Genomic DNA, 26,079 nt, shown 5'->3' with positions numbered 1-26,079 from the left:
GGCTGGCCGCACCGCTAGGCCCGACGCCCACCCGGTCTCGGCTGCCGCACAGCCGCCGCTGCGGCTGGCCGCACTGCTGCATCCATCGCTGCTGTGGCTGGCCGCACCGCTAGGCCCGACGCCCACCCGGTCTCGGCTGCCGCACAGCCGCCGCTGCGGCTGGCCGCACTGCCGTACCCGCCGCCGCTGCGGGCAGTCGTGCCGCTGGGGCGGCACGGGTGGGCGCAGCGGCGCCCTGTCAGCGCGGGGGGAGCGAAACCCGCCCCGGCGGTAACCGCACGCAGCGGCGCCCTGTCAGCGCGGGCGAGCGAACCCCGCCCCGCCCGAGCCCCGGCACACGCCGCCTCACGCCCCCGCCGACTCCCGCCGCCTCCGCCCCAACAACTCCGCCAGCCCCCGCCGCGTAGCAGCCAGCACCACCCGGTCCTCGGCCCGCAGGACATACGTGTCAGGCAGATCCCACACCAGCCCGGACCCACCTACACCCGAATTCCCGCCCCCAGCCTCAGCATCAGCCGCCCCCGCCCCCGCCCCCGCCCCCGCCCCCGCCCCCGGTCCCGCCGCCGTATCCAACGCCAACACCCGCCAGGCCCCCGCCCGAAACGCCTCCCCCACAGTCCGCCCCTCCAACTGCGGATGCCCGCCCACCTCCACGGACGCGAACAACAACACCCGCCGCTCGACCGGAATCGCCCCGAGGATCTGCCGCCCCAACATCGCCCCGGCAAACGCGGGCGCCGCCAAATGCGTAACGCTCCGGCTCCGCGTAGAGGCAAACGGATGCGCGGCGCGCAGCGTGCGATACACGGCCGTCGCAAAGTCGTCGTCGTAGAGCCGCAGCACCACCCGCAGATCAGGCCGAACAGACCGCGCCGCCAGCACAGCCTCCAGATTCGTCGTATCCGCACTGGTCACCGCAAGCAACGCATTCGCCCGATGAATCTTCGCGGCCTCCAGCACCCCCTCCTGGGTGACATCCCCCAACACCACAGGCACCCGCAACCGCCGAGCCGTAGCCATCCCCCGGGCCTCGGGATCGGCCTCGACGCACACCACCGGAATATGCAGCTCCCGCAACCGGGTCAGCACCCGCGTCCCGATCTTCCCCAGCCCGAGCAGGACCACATGCCCACCCAGCCCCCGAGGCGGCTTCCGCAGAGCCGACGCGGTCCGAAAGGTCCCCAAGGCCTCCAGCACAGCGGCCAGCAACACCGGCAACAACAGCAACCCGAGCAGCCCGGACAGGAGTTGAAGCACCTGCCGGCTCGTGGACTCGTTCAGTGCGGGATCATTGATGGCGAAGAGATCGAGAAGCGTCTCGTACGTGGCGTGCAGCGGATGATCCCCGGTGGCCACGGTCAGCGCCACAGCCAGCCCGAAGACACACCCGACAAGACCCGCCAACGACCACCGGAGCCGCCGCGAGAACAAGGACGCGAACGACGGCACGACCCCCCGCCCACCCGCCATGGAAGGCCCGGAATACGACACCTGCTCCAGTACGACGGCCCCCCGCCCCCGTGCCTGACGCACCGCGGCCTCATCGGGCAACAACCGCGGCCCCTGCTCCCCGCTCTCCGAACCCCCGGCATCATGACCGGGAGCGGACAGCAACGCCAACGTGGCCAGCCCGGAGGCCGCCACCCGCCCGTCCCCACCCGGCTGCCGCTCAACGGCCCGCAGCAATAACCCATCGGTCTGTACGACCTTGCTGGTACCGACCAGCGCGGTGGCGACCAGCGCGGGCGCGGCCGTGTCGGCGTCGGACAGGACGACGGTGGAGGCGTCCGAGACCCCGTCCCCCGTGGCCAGCGCGGCGGCCTGATCGAGGAGTTCCTCGATGTGCTGCCCCAACCGCCGGTTGTAGAGCCGTAGGACAAGCCGCAGCCGGGGATTGAGCCGGCGCGCGGTGAGGGCGGCGCGGATATTGGCCTCGTCGTCGTCATAGACGAGGGCGAGCGCGGTGGCCCGCTCGACGCCGACGTCCGCCAGCACGGCCTCGGTGACCTCGGTGGCTTCGACGATCCGCTCGCTGTCGACCGGCGCCCCGTTTCCCGCGGCCCGGCTGACGGCGGCGTTGACCACCCGGTCGAGCAAGGCGGCCGAAGCGGCACGTGCCCGCCCGACCACCGGCGGCCGCACCCCCCGCTCGGAGGGCGGCACGACGAGCGTGACCTGTTCGCCGTAGACACCGCGCAGTTCGGCGGCGAGCCGGTGCGCGAGCCCGTCGTCGCCGCACACCACCATGTGCGCGGATGGCGCACCACCCGGCTGACCCTGACTCGGAACGCTCGCCACGAGAGAAAAGACTGCCTCACCGGGACGCGTGGTTCCAGCAGGCATCTGAACTTTGGACGCCAACTCCCCGTGCAGCGGGAGGAAGACGAGCAAGAGCCCACACCGCCCGACCCCGCACCCCGACCAGGACCAGGACCAGGACCAGGACCTGGACCAGGACCAGGACCTGGACCTGGACCAGGACCAGGACCAGGACGAAGGCCGCCAGACAGCCCCCCTCCTTTTCATCACACTGCTCGTGGTGGCCGTACTGCTGCAGAACCCCCTGCGCGGAGCCCCGTCCGCACCGGCGATGCAGAGCTGGACGACGGTCTTCGTGGCGGAGGGATCCAGGCGCCGCCCTTCCTGGTGCTGGGCGGGTTTCGTGGCCCTGTCTCCCTCGGGCACCTACACCCCCCGCACCACGAAGGACCCGGTGAACGGCGCCCCCATCCCGTACCTGAAGGTGACGGAGGCGCCCCCGGCGGAGGCCCCCAAGGACCCGTACGACGAAACCTGGAACAACTAGCGACCCTCGGCAAGTGTGTGCGCGACCAGTGCGTTGGCATGCCCGTGCCCCAACCCGTGCTCGGACTTGAGCCAGTTGACGAGCTCCATGTGCTTGCTGAGGGGCGAGCTCCGGATGAGCTCCTTCCACTCCGCGATCGGACGGCCGTACTTCTTCTCTATGGAAGGGAAGTAACTGGCGGGACCCTTCACAGCTGCGGTCATGTCGGTGAACTCCTGCCGAGGTGGACGATGGTGCCGAGGTGGACGATGGTGCCGAGGTGGACGATGGTGCCGAGGTGGAGACCGGCGCAGGCCGGAAAAGTCATCGGTGACACCAAAAACACCGCGGCGGTGCGCGGCGCCGCGACTCAGCCTGGGATTCCGAGATCCCTCAAGTACGTCAAGCGGGCATTGATCGCCGCGGAGAAGTGCCTCCAGTCAAGGCCCTCCACCAGCTCGACCGGCTTGGGATTCTCGACCGACGAGGTGACGTAGCACACGCGGCGTCGTAGAGCTGTTCCGCCACCAGACGCTCACAGAAGATCCCGAACCGGTCCTGGTACGACGTATCGCGCCAGATGTCATCGACGGGCATGGCCCCACGGGCCGTCTTGACCGGCCTCCGCGACCCTTTCCCCCTCCTGCATGATGAAGACGTAGCCGAGCCAGGGCTTCTCCCTCGGGTAGAGCTCGGCAAGAGCCGCTCGGCGCAGGTCGACCGCGCTACCGAGCGCTTCCTCGACCCGGTTGTTGTAGTTGTTGCCCTACGACGGTCCGCCGAGGGCCTTCATCTCGAAGGCAGCGATGAGGACGTTCTCGTGCACGACCACGACGTCCCACTGCTTCTGCGGTCGGTAGTAGCCGGGCAGTTCCAGGCCCTGGGACTTATTGACCCGGATGCTCTCGGGCGGGTAGCCGGCGTCGAGGAAGAACTTCGCCAACAGGGTGGCGATGGCGTCGAAGTGCTTGCCGCCCCGACGGAGCCGGCCGTGCCCGCTCCCACCGCGGCCTTGATCGCGGACTGCTCGTTCTGGAGTTGCTTGGCACCCCAGTACGCCGCTATGGCGTCCTCGAAGTCCTGGCGGGTGACCGTCAAGATCCGACCCCTCCCTAGTCGGGCAGCTCGGCAAGCCCGTAGACACGGAGGGCGGCCTCGGCGGCAGCCGCTACGTCGCGCTTGTCGAACGCTTCCGCCAGGGCGTTTCTGTCGCTCTTGCTGAGGGCGCCGGGATCGGGCACACGGATCTTGCGGAGGTACTGCGCCTGGAAGCGGAGAGTTTCCCCTCGCATCTTGACCGCGTACGCCTCCACGAACGCTTCCGCGACCTTGGACAGCAACAGACCACCGAGTACCCGCATGTCCCAGACGTCCGAGACGATGAAGTACAGGTTGTGGTGGGGGTACAACTCGCCTTGATCCAGGACCGGATGGATCGTCAGCTTCATGTCCGGAAAGAGAAGCTTGGGTCGTCGCGTGAGACGGTGATCGACCTTGTCGATCGTCTTGTACCAGCGCTCCGGCTGCTTGACCGCGACGTAACGCTTTCGCAGGGCGGCGCTGTGCTCCTCGAAGTACGCCGCGAGCCGCGGGTAGGCGGAGAGGTCGACCAAGTCACCTTCGGCGGTCCAGGGATTGACCAGGTAGGTGCCGCTCCAGTGCAGGCTGCCGCTCGTGGTGTCGCGGACCATCGCCATGGGCAGCAGCCGGTCGTTCTCGACGAGGCTGCCGTCCTTGGTGAGGAAGACCTTGTCGGCACCGGTGGCGATGCCGATGCCGACACGGTCCCGGTCCTGCCGTCCTCCAACAGCCGGAAGCGCTCGGTGAGTTCCTCCAGAACCGCCAGTCTCGCCGGCGAGGCGGCCGGCCACGAGTCCTCGTCCGGGAACCAGTGCGGCATACGGGCGGCCTGGAACGCCACGGTGGTGACCGACTCGGACGCGGCCTTGGCGTACCAGTCGGCGAACTCGCGGGCCTGGGCGCTGCCGAACTCCCGAGTGGTGTCCGCGGCTACTGCTTCGCCCTGAGGCCGGTTCGAGATGACCGTGATCGCCGGATAGGCCGAAACCTGATCATCGAAGGCTGTCGGCGGCGGCTGAATTTTGACCCATTTTGGGCGGTTGAAACGTGACCCCCGTGTCGTTGGTTGTTGTCGGTCAGTTGGTTTCGGTCGGGGTGGTGGGGACGCGGCCGAGGCTGCGGCCTTTCATGCGGTAGGAGTCGCCTTTGAGGGAGTGGACCTCGGCGTGGTGGACGAGGCGGTCGATCATGGCGGCGGCGACGGTCTCGTCGCCGAAGACCTCTCCCCAGCGTCCGAAGGGCTTGTTGCTCGTGACGATTACGGACGCGCGTTCGTATCGGTTCGAGATGAGCTGGAAGAACAGGTTGGCGGCCTCGGCTTCGAAGGGGATGTAGCCGACCTCGTCGATCACGATCAGCGGGTAACGGCTCAGTTTGGTGAGCTCGTTCTGGAGGCGGCCGGTGTGGTGGGCGGCGGCCAGGCGGTCGACCCACTCGGCGGCGGTCGCGAATGCGACGCGGTGTCCGGCCTGGCAGGCGCGGACCGCGAGCCCGATGGCCAGGTGCGTCTTGCCCGTGCCCGGCGGGCCGGCGATCAGCAGTGACGGGCCCTCGGCGATGCCCGGACCGACAGGCCCGGGACGTCCTGCACCGGCGATCTCATCGGCCCAGGCGGCGATCTGGGGGTGGTCGGCCAGGGCGCGGCGGTAGCGGGCGGGGATGCGGGCGTCCGCCAGCTCCAGGGCGGTGATGGGTTCGGGCGCTGGCTCCTCGGCAGCGGCGGCGGTGGGGTCGATGCCGCGGCTGGCCAGGATGGTGTTGAGCCGGTCGGCGAGCGGGCCGACGTGGTGGGGCTCGCGGGTGAGGGTGGCGGTCAGAGTTCACCTCCGTAGGCGGCGTCGGCATCGGTGGGGTTCGTCCACGGCCTGTGGACAACCGCCGCCGTGGGTGTGGCGTTCATGGCCTCGTGGACGACGCTCGGCAGGGTGCGGGGGTGCAGTCCCTTGGCTCGGTGCCGTTCGAGCCCGGCTCGGATGTGGGCGGGGGCGATGCCCTCGCCGAGAAGCTTGTGCACCTCCCGGCCGAGATGGCCCAGGACGTCCTTGGGCGGGCGGTGGGCACAGGCGGCGGCGTACTCGGCAATGAGTTGCTTGGCCGAGACGGTGTCGGGTGCGGGGGCGCTTGCGCCCCCCGAAGGGGTATCTCCTAGATCCATGATCCTAGGTCCTAGATCCGGACAGTGAGGCTTCACCGACGGCTCCTGGAGTCCTCCGTGAGCCCTCAGGGAGGACTCCGTGAAACCGCTCTGACCTGCGGATTCGTCATCGGCACCGGGATTCAGTGCGGGCTCACGCATCTCGCGGGCATCCTCACGGAGGGTTCCGTGAGGCGGCAGTGAGGGCTCCGCGAAGCCGACCCCTGCGGCGCCCGACGCGGCTCCGGCTGGAGTGTCGTGGTGCGGGCAGGCGGGAAGGCGGCTCTTGCTCGGCCGGTTGATCTTCTGATGCCGGCTCCAGGTGACGATGTGCAGGTATCGCTTGTCGTCGGGCCCCTTGTAGCGGCAGATCAGCCCGGCGTCGGCGAGCTGGGCGAGGTCCGTCTCGACATCGGCTGGGGTGTGCTCCGGGCGCAGGACCCACAGCTGGCCCGCGACGATCGCGGCGTGGTCGCGATGGCGGCCCTGGTCGTCGGCCTGAGTGAGCAGGCCGAGGAAGGTGCGTTCCGCGGTCAGGGAGACGGCGGCCAGGGACTCGGAGACGAAGGCTTCGGGCTTGATGGTGCGGATTCGTGCCAAGAGCGGGGCGGTCCTCACTCGGTGGCCTGTGGGCGGACACCACGGCTCACCGTCGGTCGGGCTGGATTCGAATGGAGGGGGTGGGCTGTTGGCGCGAGGGGCGCCGCAGACCGACTGCGTTTTCCGGGGGTGTCGTCAACATAGCCACACCCGGGTCGCGCAAGTCCAGCCCGATCCGGCGCAATCTCTCACGGCAGAAAGGCCGCAGGAAATCACGCTGGTAGCGGGCGGGAGCAAAACCGTAGGGCACGATCGCCGGTTGACCAAATAGTTGCCCTGTCGACCGAGCCAGAAGCATCACATCGGGAAGCCGTTGACGCGCTGGCGACTCCGAAGCTACAACACAACACCCCACGTCAGAAGTGCATCGAGGTGTCTGCGCGAGGTCGCTCGACATCAGAGTGGGGACTGGAATTTCGCCCTGCTCGCTGACCAAGCGGGCGCAACATAGCCGACGATCGCCGGTTAACCAAACCGGCGAATGCGCGCTACAACTGGAGCTATGGCAGCACGTTCTCTGGAAATGGGTCCGGCAGGAATACGGACCGCCCACACCATCGAAATCTTCCGTACCGAACGCGGTCTCGCCCAGCGTCAGTTGGCCGACCGCGTCACGGCCCTTGGCCGTCCGATGTCCAACATGATGCTGTCCCGAATCGAACGTGCCCAGCGGCGCTGCGACGTCGACGACCTCGTCGCCATTGCCGAAGCCCTTCTCGTCTCGCCCCTCGTGCTCTTGCAGGGGCCGAGCGCTCTTTGAAGCGGCGATCCCAGCACTGCTGACCAGGTAAGCCCACCACCACGTAAGGACCCCGCCCCCTTGCACCACCCCGCGATGCCCCCTGCCCCTGCGCGCCTCCCTCGCCGCGCCGAAGGCGAAGCCCCCTTGCCCCGCCTCTACCGCCCCGAGGAGATCGCCGAGACCCTCGGCTGCTCGGCGTGGTGGGTCAAGGACCGCGCACGCCGCCGCCTGATCCCGCACATGCGGGTCGGCCGCTCCTACCGCTTCACCGCGGACCACCTCGCCGAGATCATCCGCATCCACGAGGAGACGCCGACGCAGGCAGCACCGCGCAGCCCGTCACAGATGCCCCAGGCCGAGCGGACCACAGCACCTCAGCGAGCCGTCCGTCAGTCCAGCGCATCGCCACGTCTTCGCGCCCGCCCGCCCCGTAGGTCCCAGTACGGCACCGCCGCCTAGTACGACACAGCAGACGCAGGAAAGGAGCGAGCGAGAGGCGTGGGCTTCGCCGAGAAGCGCGGCAGTTACTGGCGCGGCAGGTACAAGGTCAGCGAGGGCAAGTACGGCACCGTCGTCGACCCGACGGGCGCGGTGGTCAAGTTCGCCACCAAGCGGGAGGCCAAGCATGCCGCCGATGAGGAAGAGGCCAAGGTCCGGCGCGGCACCTGGCGCGATCCGGCGGCCGGTCAGGAGACCTTCGGCGAGTACGCCAGCCGCTGGTACGACGCCCAGGACCTGGCCGCGTCCACCATGCAGAACTACCGGCGCCACATCGAGGAGCACCTGCTCCCCGAGTTCGAGGGCAAGGCCCTTGCCGGCATCCTCCGCACGGACGTGGACACCTGGGAGAAGCGCGAGAAGGCCGCCTACGCGGCATCCAGCGTCAAGACGTGGCGCTCGACGCTCCACCTCATCCTGGAAGACGCCGTGGACGAGGGCCTCATCGCCTCCAACCCCGCAGCGAAGCGGCGCGGGCGCGGCAAACGCGCCGGCCGCTCCCGCGACCGCGGCCCGGAGAAGGTGATCACCGACCCCCTCGGTCTGCTCCTCATCGCCGAACGCGCGGCCCTGCTGTCCGGCCGTGACGACGAGTTCGTCGCCGTGATCCTCAAGGGCTACACAGGGATGCGGTGGGGCGAAATCGTCGGCCTGGAAACCGAGTTCGCCCGGCCCGGCGCCATACGCGTGGAACACCAGCTGTATGAACTGGACTCGGGCGAGCTGATCCGCTGCCCGCCCAAGGACGACAGCTACCGCACCATCGACGCGATGGACTGGCTGTCGGCCCTGGTCGCCGACCACATCGCCCGTTCGAAGCCGACGCCGTGCCCCTGCCACGGAAAGCGCTACGTCTTCCGCGGCCAGGGCACCGCCCGCACCGGCGGACACACCGGTGCGAAGCTGGTGGACGTCGCCCGCCGCGCAGGCGTCTCCACCGGCACGGTGTCCAACGTCCTCAACCACCCGGAGCGCGTACGGCAGGACACCCGCGACCGCGTCGAACTCGCCGTCACCGAGCTGAACTTCGTCCGCGGCTTTATTCCGACGGAGAACGCCGCCCACTGGCGCCGCAACGGCTTCGCCACCTGGCTGTTCGCGCCCGCCAGCTCCGGCTGGTACCCGAAGAAAGCACCTCAGGAGGCCCGCCCGGTCCCACTGCTCGGCGAGCCTTGGCCCGGCGTCCCGGTCCGTGGCCGCAACTCCCAAGGCCGGGCCGACGCCTGCTGGCTGCCCATCGCCAGAGGGCTCACCCCGCATGGCCTGCGCCACTCACACCGCACGCACATGGAGGACCTCGGCACCGAGAAGGTGCTGATGGACGAGCGCATGGGCCACATCGACGGCTCGGTCTCGGCGCGGTACGCCCACGTGACCCCTGGCATGCGTGAGCGTCTCAAGGTCGGCCTGACTGAGCAGTGGGAAGCAGCGCTCGACGTCCGTCGGAACCTGCACCCGCGCTCGCCGGTCGCCGTACTCGATCGGCTACTGCGCGCTCGTGCCACGACGATGGTCTGATGGTCGGGAGACGGGCTCCGATTACCCCGAACGGAGCCCGTCTTTTCCGATCTCGGCGGAAGGCACGAGAATGGAGTACGGTCACCAAAGATCCGATGGGGGCGGAGAGGAGGAACGCGGTGTCGTATGAGCCCAAGCTCGCCGCGGCCCTTTCCGGTGCCACACTGCGGCAGCTCTCCCACTGGCGCCGCGCTTCCGGCAAGCAGGGCGCGCTCCTCGTGCCGGAGATCTCCGACTCACGCCCGATCCTGTACTCCTTCCGTGACGTGGTGGCGCTGCGGGCCTGCGTGAAGCTCCGCAAGGAGACATCACTGCAGAAGATCCGCAGGGCCGTGGACGCACTCCGGGAGGACCTGGGCGAGCGTGCGCACCTGTCCTCCTACGTGCTCGTCGCGGGACCGGACACGATCTACCTTGCGGAGCCCGAGCAGGCAGTCGATCTGATCAGAGGCGGGAACGTGGTCATCCACCAGTTGGTGGACGTGCTCGCGCCCTTCTACAAGGACGGCCGCCACATTCCGGACCTGCTGAAGCCGCGTGACCACGTCGCCGTCGACTCCGCGGTGCGTGGCGGTGAGCCGGTCATCGAAGGGACACGGATCCCGGCGGCTGAGGTGGCTGCCCTGGTGAGGGACGGTGTCCCCCCGGACCGGGTTAGCGACTTCTACCCAGGAGTCAGTGCTGCCGCTGCACGCGACGCGGTCGATTTCAGCGACTACGTGGACAGCTACGTCGATGGCTCTCGGCAGGTTGTCGCTTGAAGCTGCTGCTCGACGAGAACGTCCCCAGGCCCATGGCAGAGATCGTGCGCATTCTCCTCACCGCGCACGACGTGGTGCACGTCCATGAGCTGGACGGTTGGGCCGGCACGAAGGACATCGAGCTGTACGCGAAGGCCAAGACGGAGGGCTTCCAGGCGATCATCACCAATGACGCCAAGCAACTGAACCGGCCCATGGAAGTCGAGGCGATCGCGCGGTCGGGACTCCACCGCATCCAGTACCGCCAGAACAACAAGCACGGCGGCCTGGTCGGCCTCGGCACCGCGATAGCCACCGTGTGTGCCGCGTTGCCGCACGCCATTGCCGAACTCGAAGGAGCCGACGGGCAGCGGCTGGTGTCCCTCACGGCCGTCGACCCCTCGCGCCACAACCGTCTGCAGATCACCGACCCGAAGGCATCACCGCCGAAGCACTGGCCCACATCCTGAGCCCAGGGCGCCCGACGGCGTCAGCGCCGCGAACCGCCACCGAACTGGCTGTCTTGCGGCTGACCGTCTTGCACTGGGGCGCAGCGGTCCGGGACGGGAACCCTCTATGCCGGCAGTCGGCGTACCACGTCGTCGTCCGTCACCTCGTACACGTCAATGCGCAACAGCTTGCGAACATGCCCCGGAACGCGCTCGACGGCCTTCACGGACGAGGACGGCACCACCAGCGCGTACCGCGTGTAGAGTTCCTGGCTCGACGTCATCCGCCGCATCAACTGCCCGTAGGCGATGTCGGCGTCGATTCCCTTCTCACTGGTGCGGCCCTTGGCTTCGCAGATCAGCCGCTCATCGCCACGCACGGCTTCGAGATCGGTCCAACGGTCCGTGGGATCAACCGGTGTCCAGCCCTCGGCAAGAAGCCACGTACGGAAGGCGTCGGTGACCCGGTCCTCGTCGCTGGGGCGTGCCAGGATCCTCTTCAGCGCGGCCAGGTCCGCCTCCTGGTTACGGCGCAGTCGTCCGCGACCGTCCGCATCGAGGTCGGCCGGCCGGATCACGATCAGCCGCAGTCCGTGCGCGGGAATCTCGGTATCACGCCGGGCGTCGTACATCGCCCGCTGCTCGCCCCGGTGGACGCCGCTGACAGTGAGCCTGTCGGGCTTGTCGAAGTGGGGCATGGGCTGGTCGTGCTGGAGTTCCCGGTACTCGACCACGAGTTGGTGACCGGGCCAGTAGGCGTCGACCGGCAGTTTGGCACGTCGGCCGCCCGTCCCAGGGTCGCCCTGCAGCCAGTCGAACTTGTGCTGGGTCAGTGCGGTCTCGCCCAGCACCTGGTTGCACAAGCCGACTACGTACGCCTCGTCACTGTCGTCTCTCGTCCCCATGAGCGCGCATCATGCCAGCGTTCGCAGTCATCGAGGCGGGTCTCTCGAGGCGGCTGTCGCACAGGTACCTACGGATTGCAGAGGTCGTCTTCATCGACGGGTTCGGGTTCGCGGGTGTAGGCGAGGTCGAGGACGTAGCGTTCGGTGATGGGGCAGTTGTTTCATGCCTGGTGAGGTGGTCTTCGATAGTGTCGTCCGTGGGGTGGTCGAGGATGTGCTCGCAGTAGTCGGCGGTTGCCCCCTGCATAGTGCCGCCAGGCTCCTCCGGCCTCTTCGGCGAGCCGGGCGGTGGTGTCGTTTGTGGCCGAGCCATCTGGCGACCACCGTAGCTGGGGCCTGGAGGACGAAATGGCGGATCGCTGCGGTGCACCTGTGGTGTGGGCATTTCGCCAGGTGCTTCGGGCTTCTGATCGAGGTGCTACTGCCTGTCGGTATTGCGGGTGAAGATGGTCCAGTGCCAAGAGTCCCCGCGGTAGTCGGTGTCGAACTCATTTACCTCGATCCATCCTGCCTTCCATTGCCCTCGACCGTGATACTTCGCCCGGCATGAGCACTGACAGTCGGGGCCTGCTGCGTGACGGCAGGCTCCGTTGCACTTCTCGATCGGGTTGAACTCACGCCCAAGCATGATCACCTGGTTATAGCGCAGCAGGTGCCGAGCCAGCTCGAGGAAGTGACGGGTAGGCACACTCCAGCAGCCCCGCTTCTCGTTCCACCTGAGGCCGTGTGTGCTCGGCAGGAAGCGGCCGATGAAGCGCCGCTGTTCCCCTCGGGTCTTGCCCGGGAGCCACACATCTGCCGGGCCCGAGCCGGGAAGCATGACGGCCACGTAGCGGCGACCTTCGTGCATGGGGAGCAATTCCGGCGCTGGAACCGGGTCGTCGTCGTAGGGGTTCATGGCGCGGCGGGCAGCGTCGTGGGTGGCCCGAAGCTGCTGGCGGCGGCGGTTGGCCTTCCCCGCCCGGTTGAGCTGGTAGCGCTCTAACTCTTCGCCCCTCAGCCAGCGGACATGGGTGGACTCGCGGTAGGACGCAGGACACAGGGAAGAAGAGAAATCCTCTCTCCAATGCGGGGTGATGATCCCGCTCCGGAGTTCGACGATCTGGCGGCAGTAACCGCATATGGGTGCGGTATTCAAGATGCCCGACCTTCCGGCACGGCGGAAGTGGCCAGCCACCCCCTACTGCCACCCAGATATACCAACGTGGGGTCCGGCGTGAATAGATCTACCCCCATCGCGTTTCGGCGCGGGGAGTGGTGGCCGCGGTCGACGGTTCCGGCGGAGCACAGTTGCCGGGTAGCGGCCATGTAGAACTGACGACCTCGGCTATTGAGGGCTCTTGGCCACCGTGAGAGGTCGCCAGGGGCGTAGTGGCGCCAGGTCCCTCCGTGAGTGAGCTGGTTCAGCCTGTCATGGGTGAGCGGGACTTCGCCGCGGGCCAGAGCCCGCAGGTCCCGTTGGGGGTGTAAGGCTGCTTTGTCCAGGTCAGCCCTCCCCAGAGTCGGGGGGCGTCAGAAGTGAGCGACGCGCAGCAGCACAGCAAGTCCGCCTGAATTTCCGGCAGGCGCGTCAGTCACCGAACAGACTGTCCTGCACGTACTCGACGACCTTCCGCTCCGGGTAGAAGACAGCCAGCAGCATGAAGGTCTTGGGATGGGCCGCGATGTTGCCGACAAAGAAGTGGACGGCCCGGTTCGGGGCGCACATCCGGTCGTACCAAGTCTCGCGCAGTGCCTCACGGACCCCACGCTCGCCGTACTTGCGCAGGAACTTGCGGTACGACTGGCCGGCCTCCCAGTCCTTCAGCCCCATGTCGTGGGTCGGACAGTCGTCGTCGGCGCAGTGGAAGCTGTAGCGGAAGTCGAGCGGCACCCACTCCAGCGGATTCAGTTCCTGCTCGAACAGGTCGAGTTGGTCGGCCAGGGCGGCCTTGGAGACGGACCAGGGCTCGGCGGACTCCAGCCGGAAGCGGGTGATCTCGGCGGGCTGGAAGACGCCGAGCGACGTTCCTCGCTTGTCCTGATCCCGCTTGATGGCGCAGAGCGACGGGGCGATCAGCGGCTCCACATACCGGTATCGCTTCTTCCAGCCGCCGTCGGACGGTACCTCACCCACGATTTCCAACGTGTCGAGGTCGGGCCGGAGACTCTCCGGGCGGGAGTCCCGCTCCGGACGATGCGGTTCGACGTCGACTTCGATGATCGAGTACTTGGAGAACTGGGCTTCCTCGCTCAGAAGCCGGAAGGGCACCGGGAAGAGCCGTACGTGCTGCGGCTCGCCCTGGTCCAGGCGTATGCCGGCCACGCAGCTGGTCTCGCGGTACTTGTTGGACAGCTCTGGATACGTCTTGACCGTGATCATGATCCGTGCGCGTTGCCGTTTCCCGAATGCCGACGACGCCATGACATGCCCCCTCCATCGGTCTCCCCGATCCGATTGGAAGAGAGGCATGCACCGCTGGCAAGGGCGCGTGCGAAAGCCGGGGACGAAGTCAGGCCAGGGGATTCACCGGCACTGAGACCCGGCTGCGAACCGTTTCCAGGACGACCTGCCGGTGGCAGCGGCTCTCGTCCTTCTCGAAGCACAGCACCGCGACTCGCGACGACCGGGCGTGTTCCGCGAGGCGATCGAGATCGGACTGCGCCTCCTCGGACCGCAGCAGGCCGCGGAAGCGCGCTCGGCCCACTTCAACGCGGCCGTCCCAGAAGGGCTCCCGGTTGTCCTTGGGATTCCCCAGGCCACGCAGGTGCGTGTACTCGATGCCGGCTTCGGCTAGAGCCTCCCCGAGGCGGGTCTTGCTAAAGCCCTTCTTGCGGCTGATCGGGGTGAGCCGTACGTCCGCCACGACACTGATGCGGCTGTCGACGAGCGAGGCGACGAACGACTCGATGTCCCGCCCTTCGTATCCGGCTGACCAGAGACCGGGCGTGACGGGCGGGACCCGGGCCGTCCGGAACAGATCATCGAGGGAGACCGCAAGAGCCTCGGCCACCGCGCCGACGGTGAAAAAACCTGGCTGGATCGCTCCCTCGCTCTCCAGACGGCCCAGCGTCCCGACGGCGACGCCTGCCTCCTTGGCCAGCCGTTCCCGCGTCCACCCGCGGTCCTCCCGCAACGCCCGTACCCGCTGGGCGAGCGCACGGGCGTGGTCGTGGGGAGACGCTGAGCGATGATCTGCCATGCGCGGTGTTCCTAACGACCGTTGGGGCGGCCCGCCGCGGCGTTCCTGGTCAGCTACGAGCCCTGGATTCGCGAACGCGCAGGTCCGAGGGCGCGTAGGCGCCGCTCTTCCTGCGGCACTGGAGACTGCTCCTGGGAGAAGCCGACCAAGATCTTCTCCCAGATTTCTCCCAAGCGATCTCCAGGAACCAATCAGGGGCCTGACCCGCACTGCGGATCAGGCCCCTGACCTGGTACTTCACTGTCGGGGTGGCGGGATTTGAACCCACGACCTCTTCGTCCCGAACGAAGCGCGCTGCCAAGCTGCGCTACACCCCGATGTCGCCGCTCGTCGCGGTGACGTCGTTTACTTTAGCCCACCGGTGGCTGGAGACGAAATCCGGTTTTGGCGCGGTGGTGGGCCCGATGGCGGACCGGGTTGGGGCGGGCGTGGTCCAGGGCGACCAGGAGGATGGCCAGGGCGTAGATGGAGAGGCCGAGGAGGAGGGCGTTGCCCAGGACGCTCTTGTAGCCGTGCAGGTCCACGTCCAGGAACGGGTACAGGTAGCGGGCCGGCGTGCCGGCCGGCAGGAGTTCGGCTCGCACCAGGGAGAAGGCCAGGTACGCCAGCGGATACAACAGCCACGTCGCCGCCTGGCGTACGTGCAGGCTTCCCGGTGCCGTCAGCAGCAGCCAGTCCACGGCCGCCGCGATCGGGGTGATCGTGTGCAGGACGAGATTCGTGACCGCGTGCCAGCCCGTCGGCGCTGCCGTCTCTCCCGTCATCGAGAACGGGCTCGACGCGTTCGCCAGGAGCAGGTGGTACACCAGGCCCGTCGTCGCCACGTAGAGCAAGGTCGCACCCGTCAGGCTCGACGCCAGAGGGCGGCGGGCCGCCCATGCTCGGCGGGCCGACAGCAGCATGACCAGCGCCAGCAGGATGTTGCTCTGGATCGTGAAGTAGCTGAGCAGCCGCATGGGGCTGCTGAGTACGAGGTCGATCGTCACCGCCCCGGCCGCCGCCAGGGCGACCAGTAGGCGGAACGCGGCGGCCAGGCGGCGGCGTACGGGCTCCACCACGGCCGTGGCGGGGACGGGCGAGGGCAGCAGCGCGGGCACGCCCGGCACGGCGGGCAGATCCGGGATGTCCCTGGGTATGGGGGCGGTCATGCCCCTCACGCTAAACAGAGGGGGCAAAACGGACCATACGGGCGGTCCGTGCGGGTTACGCCCCTACCGCGGCGGCGCCACCGGTGTCAGCGACCTGGCCTCCGGCAGCCCACCGGCGTCAGCAGCCGGGCCTCCGGCCCTCCCCGTCCGCGCCCTCGAACGCCGGTGTCAGCGACCTGGCCTCCGGGGCCCAGCGGCGTCAGCAGCCGGGCCTCCGGCCCTCCCCGTCCGCGCCCTCGAACGCCGGCGTCAGCAAACCTGGCCTCCGGCAGCCCACCAGCGTCAGCAGCGCGGCCTCCGGCGCCCGCCGTCCGCGCCCTCGAACGCCGGCACACCCCTGCCCGGCCGCCCCCACCAACGTCAGCAACCCGGTCCCGACCCATACCCCCCGCCCCACACCGCCCGCCCCGCCACCCCCGGCACACCCCCTACCCCACCGCCCCCACCAACGTCAGCAACGTCACCTCCGGCGGGCACGCGAAGCGCAGCGGGGTGTAGCGGTTCGTCCCGCAGCCCGCCGAGACGTGGAGGTACGCCGTACGGCCGTCCGCCGTGTGCGTCGACAGCCCCTTCACCCGCTCCGTTTCCAGGTCGCAGTTGGTGACCAGCGCGCCGTAGAAGGGGATGCACAGCTGGCCCCCGTGCGTGTGGCCGGCCAGGACCAGGGGGTAGCCGTCCGCCGTGAAGTCGTCCAGGACGCGGAGATACGGCGCGTGCACCACGCCCATCGAGAAGTCCGCCGTACCCGACGGGCCGCCCGCGACCTCGGCGTACCGGTCCCGTTTGATGTGCGGGTCGTCGAGGCCCGTCAGCTCCACCGCCACCCCGTCGACCTTCAGCGTGCCGCGCGTGTTGGTGAGGTTCAGCCAGCCCGCCGAGTCGAAGCCGTCCCGCAGGTTCTCCCACGGGTTGTGGATCGCGCCGACGGCCGGCGGGTTGCCGTTGAGGCCGTGCTTGCCCTGCGCCTTCTCGATCAGGTAGCGGGCGGGGTTACGGAGCTTGGGGCCGTAGTAGTCGTTGGAGCCGAAAACGTACGCCCCGGGGAACTCCATCAGCGGGCCGAGCGCGTCCAGGACCTCCGGCACGCCCTCGGGGTCCGAGAGGTTGTCGCCCGTGTTGATCACGAAGTCGGGGCGCAGACCGGCCAGCGAGCGCAGCCAGCGCTGCTTCTTGCGCTGCCCGCTCACCATGTGGATGTCGGAGACCTGAAGCACGCGCAGCGGACGCATCCCCGCCGGCAGCACCGGGACCGTCACCCGTCGCAGGCGGAAGGAACGGGCCTCGAACCCGGCCGAATACAACACACCGGCGGCGCCAGCCGCCGCGATCCCCAGAGGTACTCCGTATCGCGCGCGCATGCCTCCATCGTGTCAGACCGCGCCCAACTCCCGTGCCCGGCCGCCTCTGAAGGGGCCCACGGGGAAATCAGTGGGCGTTCTCTCCCTCGTACCTGCGACAATCGACCGCATGACCACGCTCAAGTCGAAGCTGCAGGAAGACCTCAACGCCGCGATCAAGGAGCGCGACGAGCTGCGCTCCTCGACGCTCCGGCTGACGCTCGCCGCGATCACAAAAGAGGAGGTCGCGGGCAGGGAGAAGCGCGAGCTCTCCGATGACGAGGTGCAGAAGGTGATCACCCGCGAGGCCAAGAAGCGGCGTGAGGCCGCGGACGCCTTCGCCCAGGGTGGTCGTGCCGAGTCGGCCGAGCGGGAGAAGGCGGAGGGCGAGGTGCTCGCCGCGTACCTGCCCAAGCAGCTCAGCGACGAGGAGCTGGAGCGGATCGTCGCCCAGGCCGTCGAGGAGGCCAGGGCGGCCGGCGCGGAGGGCCCGCGGGCCATGGGCGCGGTCATGAAGATCGTGAACCCGAAGGTCGCGGGTCAGGCGGAGGGCGGCCGGGTCGCCGCCGCGGTGAAGAAGCTCCTCGCGGGCTGACCAGCCACTCACGACGTACGGCCCCTCTCCCTCCGTAGAGGGAAAGGGGCCGTAGTGCGTCCCAGCGGGCCTCAGTCCCGCCCGCCGTTCCCGTTCCCGTTGTTCGTCTGCCCCTGGAAGAAGTCCTCCGGGATGGAGAACGACGGCGTCGGTACGGTCGTACCGCCATCGGTTCCGGTGCTCGTACCGCCGTCGACCAGACCGCCGATCAGCCCACCGTTGTCGTTGCCGTTGTTGCCGTTCTCGTCGCCATTGCCGTTGTCGTTGTCACCGTCGCCGCGGTCCCGGTCGCCCTTGTCGCTGCTCGGGATGTCGACGAGGTTGAACTCGGGCGCCTCACGGCCCTCCAGTGCGCCGGTCATCATGTCGCGCCAGATCGGGCCGGGCACCTGGCCACCGAAGACCTTCTCGTACCAGACGCCGCCGATGGTGATGTCCTGCATCTTCCGCTTGTGCGCGGGGTCGCCGACCCACACGGCGCCGGCCATGTTCGGGGTGTAGCCAACGAACCAGGCGGCGTACCGCTCGTCCGTCGTACCGGTCTTACCGGCGCTGGCGCGGCCGGCACCGAGGCCCGCCTGCTGGCCCGTACCGTCCTCGACCACGCCCCGCAGCAGGGTGTTTATGGTGTCGGCGGTCTTCTCGGACATCGCTCGCGAGCAGGTCGACTTCGGGACCTCAAGCGACTTGGTCTTGCCGCCGACGCGCTGGGTGATGGACTCGATGGCGATCGGCGTGCAGTACATGCCGCGCGAGGCGAAGGTGGCGTAGCCGTTCGCCATGGTCAGCGGGGACATCTCCTGGGTGCCGAGGGCGATGGAGGGGGCCTGCTGCATCTTGCCGCCGTCCGCGCGCTCGACGCCCATCTTCTCGGCCATCTCCGTCACCGGGCAGATGCCGATGTCGCTGATCATCTCGACGTAGTAGGTGTTGACCGACTTCGCGGTCGCTTCCCGCATGTCGTACGGGCCGACCTCGGACTCGTTCTCATTGGTGAGCGAGACGCCCTGCTCGTTCCAGGTCTTGCCGTCGCAGGCCGCCACCGGGCTCGGATAGTCCATCTCGTACGGCGACCCGTACACCTTGTTCGCGGGCATGCCGCCCTCGATCGCCGCCGCGGCCACGATCGGCTTGAACGTCGAACCGGGCTGGTAGCCCGCGCCGCCGCCCATGGCCGCGTCGACGGAGAGGTTGATCTGCGTCTCGTTCTTGCCGAAGCCGTACGGGCGGGACTGGCCCATGGCGAGGATCTTGCCGGTGCCGGGCTCGACGATGGTCGCCGCGGTCGCCACGTCGTCGCTCTGGTTGACGTAGTCCTTGACCGACTGCTGGACCGACTCCTGGGCCTGCGGGTCGAGGGTGGTCCGAATGGTCAGACCGCCCTGGTTCCAGATCTTGGCCCGGGTCTCCTTGGACTTGCCGAAGACCGGGTCGCCCAGGAACGCCGCGCGGACGTAGTCGCAGAAGAAGCCCGCGCCCTTCACGGCGGTGATGCAGCCGTTCTTGGGCTTGCTGACCTTCAGGCCCAGCGGCTTCTTCGCGGCCTTGGCGGCCTCCGCCTGGGAGATGTCGCCGACGTCGGCCATGCGCTGCAGCACGGTGTTGCGCCGCTTGACAGCCTCGGCCTCGTCGTTGACCGGGTCGTAGCGCGAGGGCGACTGGACGATGCCGGCGAGCAGCGCGGCCTCCTGGACCTTGAGGTCCTTCGCCGGCTTGGAGAAGTAGCGCTGGGCGGCGGCCTCGACGCCGTAGGCCTGCTGGCCGAAGAACGTGATGTTCAGGTAGTTCTCGAGGATCTTCTTCTTGCCGAGCTCCTCCTCGACCTGGATCGCGTACTTCAGTTCGCGGATCTTGCGGCCGAGGGTCTGCTGGGTGGCCTGCGCGACCTTCGTCGGGTCGTCGCCGGCCTCCTCCACGAAGACGTTCTTCACATACTGCTGGGTGAGCGTGGAGGCGCCCTCGGCGACCCCGCCGCTCTGCGCGTTGCGGTTGAGGGCGCGCAGGACGCCCTTCAGGTCGATCGCGCCGTGCCGGTAGAAGCGGTCGTCCTCGATCGCGACGATCGCCTTCTGCATGTATGGCGAGATGTCCTTGAGGTCGACCACGGTGCGGTCGCGCGAGTAGACCGTGGCGATCGTGCCGCCCTTGGCGTCGAGGATCGTGGTGCGCTGACTCAGCGGCGGCGTCTTGAGGTTGGCGGGCAGCTCGTCGAAACTCTCGACCGAGCCCTTGGCCGCCAGCCCCAGTGCACCGATCGCGGGCAGCGCGATGCCTGCCAGGACGGCTCCCGCGAGCACACTGACACCGAGGAACTTGGCGGCCTGCTGCGTTGGCGACAGACCACCGCCCGAGCGCTTCTTTGGCATGAGGGCAGCCTACGTTCTCATTCGCCGGACACGCGTATATGCCTTGGCCTAAGCTGCTCTCAACTGTCACAGCAGTAGGGCCACGTATCAATACGTCCGGCGACCCCGAATCGTTCCGGTCGCCCATCACATTTTTGATGGGCGCGTGTCCGAATCCGCCTTGTGTGTCACCTGGCGCCCGTTGTGACTCAACTGAACTGCCCCGGTTTGCCGGGATGATCACGCATGTCACCAGCTCACTCCCCCGGGTGATCTGCCGCTTACGCATAGTCCGTTCGGGCCATTCAAGATTGGGCCCGCTGGGGGTGTTGCGCTGTGTCCACCTTCCGTAACGTCCTCAACTGGCGGCGGTGAATATGCCGCTGCCGCCGTGGGGGAGCCTCGATTCGGGAGAGGACGGCGCCGGTATGGGCTGGGTAACCGACTGGAGTGCGCAGGCGGCCTGCCGCACTACCGATCCGGATGAACTGTTCGTTCAGGGAGCAGCGCAGAACAGGGCCAAGGCGGTGTGCACCGGATGTCCGGTACGCACTGAATGTCTGGCTGATGCGCTCGACAACCGCGTCGAGTTCGGCGTATGGGGAGGCATGACGGAGCGGGAGCGCCGCGCACTGCTGCGCAGGCGGCCCACCGTCACCTCATGGCGCCGGCTGCTGGAGACGGCTCGTACGGAGTACGAGCGCGGGGCGGGAATCCTGCCCCTCGACGATGACGAGGTGTACGAGAACTACGCGGCGGTGAGCTGACGGCTCAGGTCGGTCAGGCCCCGGGGTTGGGCAGCTCCGGTCGGCCGGCCGCCAGCCGGTTTCCGATGTCCCGCAGCCCCGCGAGGTCATGCACATCACCGGGCAGCGCGGCCACTTCGGCCACCGCCACCTCGGGGTGGAGCGCGGTGAATCGGTCACGCGTGCGCTGCTCGCGGGAGAGCAGCTGCATACGGTCCGCGTGCAGCCTCAGCAGACCTGCGGTGAGCTGGTCGACGGGCTGCGCCAAGGCCGTGTCCTGGGTGGCGGGGGAGCCTTCCTCGGCGGCCTCGGATGCGGGAGATTCTGAACTGCCGTACGTGTCGGGAGAGTTACGAAGTCCAGCTTTCCCGCCCCCCTGATCGACAATGCGGGGCTCTTCAAGATTTTCCGTGACGGGGTCCTCCGCGAGATCGCCCGGGGGGTCCTCCGCGGGGTCCTCCGCGAGATCGGCTGCGGGGTCCTCCGCGAGATCAAGATTCTCCGCGGCGGCGAGCGCCCGCTCGGCCGACAGCCGGTCGGCGCCGCTGCCGTGGACACGGTTGAGCACCAGACCCGCGAGGGGCATGTCCTCGGCGGCCAGCCGCTCCACGAAGTACGCGGCCTCCCGCAGCGCGTCCCGCTCCGGCGCCGCGACCACCAGGAACGCCGTCCCGGGCGCCTGGAGCAGCTTGTACGTCGCGTCCGCGCGCGTACGGAAGCCACCGAACATCGAGTCCATCGCGGCCACGAACGTCTGCACGTCCTTCAGCAGTTGCCCGCCGAGCAGCTTGCCGAGGGCGCCGGTCATCATCGACATGCCGACGTTCAGGAACTTCATCCCCGCGCGTCCGCCCACCTTCGCGGGGGCGAGCAGGACCCGGATCAGCTTGCCGTCGAGGAACGACCCGAGGCGCTTGGGCGCGTCCAGGAAGTCCAGCGCGGAACGGGACGGCGGCGTGTCCACGACGATGAGATCCCACTCGTCCTTCGCCCGGAGCTGGCCGAGCTTCTCCATCGCCATGTACTCCTGCGTGCCCGCGAAGCCCGCCGAGAGCGACTGGTAGAACGGGTTGCCCAGGATCGCGGCCGCCCGCTCGGGGTCCGCGTGCGCCTCGACGATCTCGTCGAAGGTGCGCTTCATGTCGAGCATCATCGCGTGCAGTTCGCCGTCCCCCTCGACGCCCTTCACGCGGCGAGGGGTGTTGTCGAGCGAGTCGATGCCCATGGACTGCGCCAGCCTGCGCGCGGGGTCGATGGTGAGCACCACGACCTTCCGGCCGCGCTCGGCGGCCCGCAGCCCGAGCGCCGCCGCGGTGGTGGTCTTGCCGACGCCACCGGAGCCGCAGCACACGATGATGCGGGTCTTCGGATCGTCCAGCAGGGGATCGACGTCAAGAGAGCGCGCGGGGGAGAGGTGATGGTGGGCGTGGGCGGCGTCCGGACTCATGTCATCCCCTGCTCTCGCAGCTCGGTGGCCAGTTCGTACAGCCCTGCCAGGTCCATTCCCTCGGTGAGCAGTGGCAGTTCGTGCATCGGGAGGTCCAGTTCACTGAGGACGCCCCGCTGTTCGTGCTCCAGCGTGTACCGCTCGGCGTACTCCTCGGCCTGCCGCAGCAGTGGGTCCACCAGCCGCTCCGCGTGCCCGCCGCGCCGCGCCCCGCCGAGGCCGGCCGCCGACAGGGACTGCGCGATGGCCGTACGGGGTGTGCCGCGTACGAGTTCCAGGTCGGCCGCGTCCAACACCTGGGGCCGCACCATGTTCACGATGACCCGGCCCACCGGCAGCCGCGCCGCGCGCAGTTCGGCGATCCCGTCCGCGGTCTCCTGGACCGGCATCTCCTCCAGCAGCGTCACCAGGTGCACCGCGGTCTCGGAGGACTTCAGCACCCGCATCACGGCCTGAGCCTGATTGTGTATCGGGCCGATCTTGGCGAGCCCCGCGACCTCGTCGTTGACGTTCAGGAAGCGGGTGACGCGGCCGGTGGGCGGGGCGTCCATGACGACATGGTCGTACGCGAACCGGCCGCTCTTGTCCTTGCGCCGTACGGCCTCGCAGGCCTTGCCCGTCAGCAGGACGTCCCTGAGGCCCGGGGCGACGGTGGTGGCGAAGTCGATGGCGCCGAGTTTCTTGAGCGCTCTTCCGGCGCTGCCCATCTTGTAGAACATCTGGAGGTAGTCCAGAAGGGCCAGTTCGGGGTCGATGGCGAGGGCGTACACCTCCCCGCCGCCTGGAGCGACCGCGATCTTCCGCTCCTCATAGGGCAACGCCTCCGTCTCGAAGAGCTGTGCGATGCCCTGCCTGCCCTCCACCTCGACGAGAAGCGCCCGCTTCCCCTCGGTGGCGAGGGCGAGTGCTAGCGCGGCGGCGACCGTGGTCTTTCCGGTCCCGCCCTTGCCGCTGACGACCTGGAGCCTGCTCACGTCTTCGAGCCTAACCAGTCGGCCGCCGGATCACGCCGGAGGCTGTGGACAACGTGTGCGCGAGGGCTGGTACGGCAGCGGCTAAAGTCGGCCACATGACCAAGTGGGAATACGCAACCGTGCCGCTGCTCGTCCACGCCACGAAGCAGATCCTGGACACCTGGGGCGAGGACGGCTGGGAGCTCGTCCAGGTCGTGCCCGGGCCGAACAACCCCGAGCAGCTGGTGGCCTACCTGAAGCGGGAGAAGCAGGCGTGAACGCGGTGGAGGCCCGTCTGGCCGAGCTGGGCCTGACGCTGCCGGAGGTCGTGCCGCCGCTGGCCGCGTACCAGCCGGCCGTGCAGTCGGGCGTGTACGTCTACACCTCCGGCCAGCTCCCCATGGTGCAGGGCAAGCTCCCGGTCACCGGCAAGGTGGGCGCGGAGGTCACCCCGGAGGAGGCGAAGGAACTCGCCCGCATCTGCGCCCTGAACGCCCTCGCCGCGGTCAAGTCCGTCGCCGGTGACCTGGACCGCATCGCGCGTGTTGTGAAGGTCGTGGGTTTCGTGGCCTCGGCGTCGGACTTCACGGGCCAGCCGGGTGTGATCAACGGCGCCAGCGAGCTCCTCGGCGAGGTCCTCGGCGACAAGGGCGTCCACGCCCGGAGCGCGGTGGGCGTCGCGGTGCTGCCACTGGACGCACCGGTTGAGGTCGAGGTGCAGGTGGAGCTGGTCGGGGGCTGACCTCGTACGCCGTAGCAGAGGCGCCGCTGCGGGCAGTCGTGGCCGCCTCCTGTACGTGCCGCCGCTGCGGGCAGTCGTGCCGCTGGGGCGGCACGGGTGGGCGCTGGGGGTCCCCCCTCTGGGGGAGGCACCCCCGCCGGCGCGGGCGAGCGAAACCCTCCCACGTCGACCCCGGCGGGGGCACAGCCGCACTCACGCCAGGCCGGCTCCGGCGCAGGGCACAGCGACACGCCCCGCCGCCCCCGCCTCAGGCACCTCTCGAACATCCGCGCGCCCCGAGATAGCCTCCGGACATGGCGAACGGTCAGTGGTATCCCCCGGAGTGGCCCGACCGCATCCGTGCGCTCGCGGAAGGGGCCCTCACGCCGGTGTCCCCCAAGCGCGCGGCCACGGTCATGCTGCTGAAGGACACCGACACCGGCCCCGCCGTGCACATGCTCCGCAGACGCGCCTCCATGGCCTTCGCCGGCGGCGCGTACGCGTACCCCGGCGGTGGCGTGGACCCCCGCGACGACGACCACCACGTCCGCTGGGCGGGCCCCACGCGCGCGTGGTGGGCGCAGCGCCTCGGCGTCGACGAGAACGGCGCCCAGGCGATCGTCTGTGCGGCCGTGCGCGAGACGTACGAGGAGGCAGGCGTCCTGCTCGCGGGTCCGGCCCCCGACTCCGTCGTCGGCGACACCACAGGCGCCGACTGGGAGGCCGACCGCGCCGCTCTCGTCGCCCGTGACCTGTCCTTCGCCGAGTTCCTGGACCGCCGAGGCCTGGTCCTGCGCTCGGATCTGCTCGGCGCGTGGACCCGCTGGATCACCCCGGAGTTCGAGTCCCGCCGCTACGACACCTGGTTCTTCGTCGCCGCCCTCCCCGAGGGCCAGCGCACCCGCAACGCCTCCACGGAAGCCGACCGCACGGTGTGGATCCGGCCCCGGGAGGCCGCGCGGTCGTACGACAAGGGCGAGCTGCTGATGATGCCGCCCACCATCGCCACCCTGCGCCAGCTGGCCCCCTACGCCACGGCCGCCGAGGCGCTCGCCGCAGCCCCCGCGCGGGACATGACGCCCGTCCTCGCGCGGGCTCGCCTGGAGGAGGGCGAGATCGTGCTGTCCTGGCCGGGCCACGACGAGTTCACCAAGCACATCCCGACCGAACCGACCGGTGGAGCCCCCGCATGACGGACGCAAGCACCCTTCCCGGCCAGCCGCGGGGCGGGGTTCTCTCGGGCCCCGCCACCCCGCGATCGGTGAACGTCCTCGCGCCCAACGCCTCCGCGATGACCCTGGACGGCACGAACACCTGGATCCTGTCCGAGCCCGACTCCGAGCTCGCCGTCGTGGTCGACCCCGGCCCGCTCGACGAAGGCCATCTGCGGCACGTCGTCGACACCGCCGAGCAGGCCGGCAAGCGTGTCGCCCTCACCCTGCTGACGCACGGTCACCCCGACCACGCCGAGGGCGCCGCCCGCTTCGCCGCCCTGACCGGCACCAAGGTGCGGGCCCTGGACCCGGCGCTGCGGCTCGGCGACGAGGGTCTCGGCGCCGGGCAAGTGGTGCGTGTCGGCGGCCTGGAGCTCAGGGTCGTACCGACGCCCGGCCACACCGCCGACTCCCTGTGCTTCCATCTCCCGGCCGACCGGGCGGTCCTGACCGGCGACACCGTCCTGGGGCGCGGCACGACGGTCGTGGCGCACCCCGACGGCCGCCTCGGCGACTATCTGGACTCGCTCCGACGGCTGCGCTCGCTCACGGTCGACGACGGCGTCCACACGGTGCTCCCCGGCCACGGCCCGGTCCTGGAGGACGCCCAGGGCGCCGTCGAGTTCTACCTCGCCCACCGCGCCCATCGCCTCGCCCAGGTCGAGACGGCGGTCGAGGACGGCTACCGGACGCCCGCGGAGGTCGTAGCGCACGTCTACGCGGACGTGGACCGCTCCCTGTGGCCCGCGGCGGAGCTGTCGGTGCGGGCGCAGCTGGACTACCTGCGCGAGCACGGGCTGATCTAGGGGGTGTTTTGAAAGTCCCGCACAGCACCCACGGCGCCCGGCACGCACCTCGCCGCACCGGCCAAAGACCCAATTACGTCCAGTACGAGGGCCTTCGTCCGGCACGCCGAGGGCACGCACCGAACACCGCGGGC

At 69.1% G+C, this 26,079-nt stretch carries 27 protein-coding genes, 1 tRNA gene and 2 pseudogenes; 13 read left to right on the top strand and 17 right to left on the bottom strand.

What is annotated here, in order from left to right; translation table 11 throughout:
- Positions 1-274 (top strand): hypothetical protein (locus RMT89_RS27505; protein WP_315886472.1); only part of this gene is annotated, 274 nt, incomplete at its 5' end.
- A 71-nt stretch (positions 275-345) separates the two neighbouring features.
- Here the strand turns inward: RMT89_RS27505 and RMT89_RS27500 are convergent.
- Positions 346-2,247 (bottom strand): NAD-binding protein, encoded by a 1,902-nt coding sequence (locus tag RMT89_RS27500; protein WP_315886471.1) that lies wholly within the window; start codon positions 2,245-2,247, stop codon positions 346-348.
- Positions 2,248-2,668: 421 nt separating this feature from the next.
- On the opposite strand from RMT89_RS27500, the pseudogene RMT89_RS27495 reads away from it, so the two are divergent.
- A pseudogene (locus tag RMT89_RS27495) lies at positions 2,669-2,806 on the top strand (TIGR03943 family protein); the annotation flags it as partial.
- Here the strand turns inward: RMT89_RS27495 and RMT89_RS27490 are convergent.
- The 6 genes and pseudogenes from RMT89_RS27490 to RMT89_RS27465 all read right to left on the bottom strand — a co-directional run bounded on the left by RMT89_RS27490 (position 2,803) and on the right by RMT89_RS27465 (position 6,599).
- Positions 2,803-3,009, bottom strand: coding sequence for a DUF4287 domain-containing protein (locus RMT89_RS27490; protein ID WP_315886470.1), 207 nt, complete (start codon positions 3,007-3,009; stop codon positions 2,803-2,805). The pseudogene RMT89_RS27495 and the gene RMT89_RS27490 overlap by 4 nt on opposite strands.
- A gap of 178 nt (positions 3,010-3,187) precedes the next feature.
- Positions 3,188-3,382 (bottom strand): hypothetical protein, encoded by a 195-nt coding sequence (locus RMT89_RS27485; RefSeq protein ID WP_315886469.1) that lies wholly within the window; start codon positions 3,380-3,382, stop codon positions 3,188-3,190.
- Positions 3,369-3,728: pseudogene (locus RMT89_RS46075) on the bottom strand (PaeR7I family type II restriction endonuclease). The gene RMT89_RS27485 and the pseudogene RMT89_RS46075 overlap by 14 nt, the downstream one beginning before the upstream one ends.
- Positions 3,729-3,897: 169 nt before the next feature.
- On the bottom strand, positions 3,898-4,656 hold the full coding sequence (locus RMT89_RS27475) for a TaqI-like C-terminal specificity domain-containing protein (protein ID WP_315886468.1): 759 nt from the start codon (positions 4,654-4,656) through the stop codon (positions 3,898-3,900).
- A 285-nt stretch (positions 4,657-4,941) separates the two neighbouring features.
- Positions 4,942-5,361, bottom strand: coding sequence for an ATP-binding protein (locus RMT89_RS27470; protein WP_315886473.1), 420 nt, complete (start codon positions 5,359-5,361; stop codon positions 4,942-4,944).
- A 317-nt stretch (positions 5,362-5,678) separates the two neighbouring features.
- On the bottom strand, positions 5,679-6,599 hold the full coding sequence (locus RMT89_RS27465; RefSeq protein WP_315886467.1) for a hypothetical protein: 921 nt from the start codon (positions 6,597-6,599) through the stop codon (positions 5,679-5,681).
- Between the two features lie 502 nt (positions 6,600-7,101).
- Between RMT89_RS27465 and RMT89_RS27460 the strand changes: the two genes are divergently transcribed.
- From RMT89_RS27460 to RMT89_RS27440, 5 genes are all read left to right on the top strand, one after another.
- Positions 7,102-7,359, top strand: a complete 258-nt coding sequence (locus RMT89_RS27460; RefSeq protein ID WP_315886466.1) for a helix-turn-helix transcriptional regulator — start codon at positions 7,102-7,104, stop codon at positions 7,357-7,359.
- 75 nt (positions 7,360-7,434) lie between these two features.
- A complete protein-coding gene (locus tag RMT89_RS27455; RefSeq protein ID WP_315886465.1) occupies positions 7,435-7,800 on the top strand; it encodes a helix-turn-helix domain-containing protein in 366 nt (121 codons plus the stop codon).
- 39 nt (positions 7,801-7,839) lie between these two features.
- Positions 7,840-9,357, top strand: a complete 1,518-nt coding sequence (locus RMT89_RS27450) for a LacI family DNA-binding transcriptional regulator (protein ID WP_315886464.1) — start codon at positions 7,840-7,842, stop codon at positions 9,355-9,357.
- 119 nt (positions 9,358-9,476) lie between these two features.
- Positions 9,477-10,118: a DUF433 domain-containing protein gene (locus RMT89_RS27445; protein WP_315886463.1), complete on the top strand. Its 642-nt coding sequence runs from the start codon at positions 9,477-9,479 to the stop codon at positions 10,116-10,118.
- Positions 10,115-10,567 carry a DUF5615 family PIN-like protein gene (locus tag RMT89_RS27440; protein WP_315886462.1) on the top strand — a complete coding sequence of 151 codons (453 nt, stop codon included), beginning with the start codon at positions 10,115-10,117 and terminating at the stop codon, positions 10,565-10,567. Before RMT89_RS27445 ends, RMT89_RS27440 begins: the two co-directional genes overlap by 4 nt.
- 104 nt (positions 10,568-10,671) lie before the next feature.
- Here RMT89_RS27440 and RMT89_RS27435 read toward each other — a convergent pair whose 3' ends face one another.
- The 7 genes from RMT89_RS27435 to RMT89_RS27405 all read right to left on the bottom strand — a co-directional run bounded on the left by RMT89_RS27435 (position 10,672) and on the right by RMT89_RS27405 (position 17,139).
- Positions 10,672-11,451 carry a hypothetical protein gene (locus RMT89_RS27435; RefSeq protein ID WP_315886461.1) on the bottom strand — a complete coding sequence of 260 codons (780 nt, stop codon included), beginning with the start codon at positions 11,449-11,451 and terminating at the stop codon, positions 10,672-10,674.
- 418 nt (positions 11,452-11,869) lie between these two features.
- Entirely contained in the window at positions 11,870-12,589 is a 720-nt protein-coding gene (locus tag RMT89_RS27430; protein WP_315886460.1) for a hypothetical protein, read from the bottom strand.
- A gap of 432 nt (positions 12,590-13,021) precedes the next feature.
- A complete protein-coding gene (locus RMT89_RS27425; protein ID WP_315886459.1) occupies positions 13,022-13,855 on the bottom strand; it encodes a hypothetical protein in 834 nt (277 codons plus the stop codon).
- 88 nt (positions 13,856-13,943) lie between these two features.
- Positions 13,944-14,633, bottom strand: a complete 690-nt coding sequence (locus tag RMT89_RS27420) for a DUF488 family protein (protein ID WP_315886458.1) — start codon at positions 14,631-14,633, stop codon at positions 13,944-13,946.
- Positions 14,634-14,876: 243 nt separating this feature from the next.
- Positions 14,877-14,950: transfer RNA gene (locus RMT89_RS27415), tRNA-Pro, on the bottom strand.
- Positions 14,951-14,983: 33 nt separating this feature from the next.
- Positions 14,984-15,781, bottom strand: coding sequence for a Pr6Pr family membrane protein (locus tag RMT89_RS27410; protein ID WP_315886457.1), 798 nt, complete (start codon positions 15,779-15,781; stop codon positions 14,984-14,986).
- Between the two features lie 428 nt (positions 15,782-16,209).
- Positions 16,210-17,139, bottom strand: a complete 930-nt coding sequence (locus RMT89_RS27405) for a metallophosphoesterase (RefSeq protein WP_315886456.1) — start codon at positions 17,137-17,139, stop codon at positions 16,210-16,212.
- Between the two features lie 109 nt (positions 17,140-17,248).
- On the opposite strand from RMT89_RS27405, the gene RMT89_RS27400 reads away from it, so the two are divergent.
- A complete protein-coding gene (locus RMT89_RS27400) occupies positions 17,249-17,713 on the top strand; it encodes a GatB/YqeY domain-containing protein (protein ID WP_315886455.1) in 465 nt (154 codons plus the stop codon).
- Between the two features lie 71 nt (positions 17,714-17,784).
- Here RMT89_RS27400 and RMT89_RS27395 read toward each other — a convergent pair whose 3' ends face one another.
- Positions 17,785-20,079 carry a transglycosylase domain-containing protein gene (locus RMT89_RS27395; RefSeq protein WP_315886454.1) on the bottom strand — a complete coding sequence of 765 codons (2,295 nt, stop codon included), beginning with the start codon at positions 20,077-20,079 and terminating at the stop codon, positions 17,785-17,787.
- Positions 20,080-20,486: 407 nt separating this feature from the next.
- Here RMT89_RS27395 and wblA point away from each other — a divergent pair, with 407 nt between their 5' ends.
- Complete coding sequence (wblA, locus tag RMT89_RS27390) at positions 20,487-20,825, top strand: transcriptional regulator WblA (RefSeq protein WP_067033339.1); 339 nt, start codon at positions 20,487-20,489, stop codon at positions 20,823-20,825.
- A 13-nt stretch (positions 20,826-20,838) separates the two neighbouring features.
- Here the strand turns inward: wblA and RMT89_RS27385 are convergent, their stop codons facing one another.
- Together RMT89_RS27385 and RMT89_RS27380 are read right to left on the bottom strand one after the other, a co-directional pair.
- Positions 20,839-22,251: an ArsA family ATPase gene (locus RMT89_RS27385; protein WP_315886453.1), complete on the bottom strand. Its 1,413-nt coding sequence runs from the start codon at positions 22,249-22,251 to the stop codon at positions 20,839-20,841.
- Positions 22,248-23,225 carry an ArsA-related P-loop ATPase gene (locus RMT89_RS27380; protein ID WP_315886452.1) on the bottom strand — a complete coding sequence of 326 codons (978 nt, stop codon included), beginning with the start codon at positions 23,223-23,225 and terminating at the stop codon, positions 22,248-22,250. Before RMT89_RS27380 ends, RMT89_RS27385 begins: the two co-directional genes overlap by 4 nt.
- Positions 23,226-23,320: 95 nt before the next feature.
- Between RMT89_RS27380 and RMT89_RS27375 the strand changes: the two genes are divergently transcribed.
- The 4 genes from RMT89_RS27375 (at position 23,321) to RMT89_RS27360 (ending at position 25,945) form a co-directional block, all read left to right on the top strand.
- On the top strand, positions 23,321-23,482 hold the full coding sequence (locus tag RMT89_RS27375; protein ID WP_003975360.1) for a DUF4177 domain-containing protein: 162 nt from the start codon (positions 23,321-23,323) through the stop codon (positions 23,480-23,482).
- Positions 23,479-23,946 (top strand): RidA family protein, encoded by a 468-nt coding sequence (locus tag RMT89_RS27370; RefSeq protein WP_315886451.1) that lies wholly within the window; start codon positions 23,479-23,481, stop codon positions 23,944-23,946. The genes RMT89_RS27375 and RMT89_RS27370 overlap by 4 nt, the downstream gene beginning before the upstream one ends.
- A gap of 293 nt (positions 23,947-24,239) precedes the next feature.
- Positions 24,240-25,118: an NUDIX hydrolase gene (locus tag RMT89_RS27365; RefSeq protein ID WP_315886450.1), complete on the top strand. Its 879-nt coding sequence runs from the start codon at positions 24,240-24,242 to the stop codon at positions 25,116-25,118.
- On the top strand, positions 25,115-25,945 hold the full coding sequence (locus tag RMT89_RS27360; protein WP_315886449.1) for an MBL fold metallo-hydrolase: 831 nt from the start codon (positions 25,115-25,117) through the stop codon (positions 25,943-25,945). The genes RMT89_RS27365 and RMT89_RS27360 overlap by 4 nt, the downstream gene beginning before the upstream one ends.
- Positions 25,946-26,079: the final 134 nt, after the last annotated feature.

Source organism: Streptomyces sp. P17 (assembly GCF_032436805.1).
In the GTDB taxonomy this organism is placed as follows: Bacteria; Actinomycetota; Actinomycetes; order Streptomycetales; family Streptomycetaceae; genus Streptomyces.
This window is presented reverse-complemented; position numbering and strand designations above follow the sequence as displayed.